A 1349-nucleotide genomic window follows, 5' to 3' on the forward strand; every position below is an offset into this window, starting at 1 on the left:
GCCACACCCCGACGAACGCCAGATACAGCAGCTTCTGCAGCGGGAAGGTGTAGATGGCGAACGCGTACGACGCCAGCAAGGCGATGAGCAGCTGGCCCGCCGCCGAGAGCACCGCGACGAAGAACGTGTTGGCGATCAGACCGGCGATGTCGACCTTCTGCGCCGCGTCGAGATAGTTGGCCGTCGACAGGGGCCACGGGATCGGCGACAGCGAGGTGACGTCCTCGGGTCTGCGCAGCGACGTCGCGAACAGCCAGTAGATCGGGAACACGCACACCAGCGCCGTGGCGGCGAGTAGCAGGTGGCTGCCTGCCCCGCGCAGTCGTTCAATCGTCATGGACAGCAACCTTTTCCGAGATCCAGACCAGCAGCGCGGCCACCAGACCGAAGCCGAAGAACAGCAGCACACCGGCCGCGGCGCTCAAACCGGCGTCGAAACTGTGGAAGGCGTAATCCCAGAGCAGGTAGTAGATATTGGTGGTGGCCTGCGCGGGACCGCCCTGGGTCATCGAGTCGATGAGCGGGAAAGTCAGTGTGGGACTGAGCAACACGGTTGTGAGGACGAGGAACAGCACGGTGGGCGAGAGCAGCGGCAGGGTGATCCAGCGCCGGATCTGACCGGGGGAGGCGCCGTCGACCCTGGCCGCTTCGTCGTAGTCACCGCTGATGCCGGCCAGGCCCGCCCACACCACGAGCACCGCGAAGCCGATCAGGTGCCAGGCGGTGATCGCGATGATCACGCCCTGCGCGGTCGCGGTCTCGTACACCCAGTTGCGGTCCGAACCGGTCACCTGGGCGAGGAAGCCCGTCCCCGGATGCAGCAACCAGCGCCACACCGCCGCCGCCGCGACCGGGGCGACCAGGAACGGCGCGAACACCAGTGCCTGATAGATCGTGCGCGCCCGACCGGTGACCCGTCTGCTCGCCATCGCGATCACTACCGGCAGCACCACCGTGAACGGCAACAGGCCCAGGATCAGTGTCCCGGTGCGACCGAGGGCGCCCCAGAACGCCGGAAGGTCCAGCAGCCGTTCGTAATTCGCGGTGCCCACCGGTGTCATCGGCGCGGTCGGCAGCAGGTTCCACGAGTAGGTGGACAGCTGCAGGGCCTGCACCAGCGGTTGATAGGTCCACACCACCAGTAGGAACAGCGCCGGGCTCAGATAGAGGTAGGGCGCGACGAACCGGGCCACATGGCGGCGGGTGAGGCGCCGGCGCACCGGTGTCGCCGCGACCGGCGGTACCGGCGACGCCGGCGCATCGATGACGAACATCTACCGCACCGCCGCCCGCGCGGCGACGATCGCCGCGATCTGCTCGAGCATCTCCGACTCCGGCCGGTCATAGAC

At 67.7% G+C, this 1349-nt stretch carries 1 protein-coding gene and 1 pseudogene; both read right to left on the bottom strand.

The genetic code is table 11. The annotated features are described in order from the left end of the window. Positions 1-337: pseudogene (locus tag ACFWF3_RS36025) on the bottom strand (carbohydrate ABC transporter permease); the annotation flags it as partial. Continuing rightward, positions 327-1274 (bottom strand): carbohydrate ABC transporter permease, encoded by a 948-nt coding sequence (locus tag ACFWF3_RS36030; protein WP_379318645.1) that lies wholly within the window; start codon positions 1272-1274, stop codon positions 327-329. The gene ACFWF3_RS36030 and the pseudogene ACFWF3_RS36025, both read right to left, overlap by 11 nt. Positions 1275-1349: the final 75 nt, after the last annotated feature.

The sequence above is a fragment of the Nocardia sp. NPDC060220 genome (assembly GCF_042727815.1).
In the GTDB taxonomy this organism is placed as follows: Bacteria; Actinomycetota; Actinomycetes; order Mycobacteriales; family Mycobacteriaceae; genus Nocardia.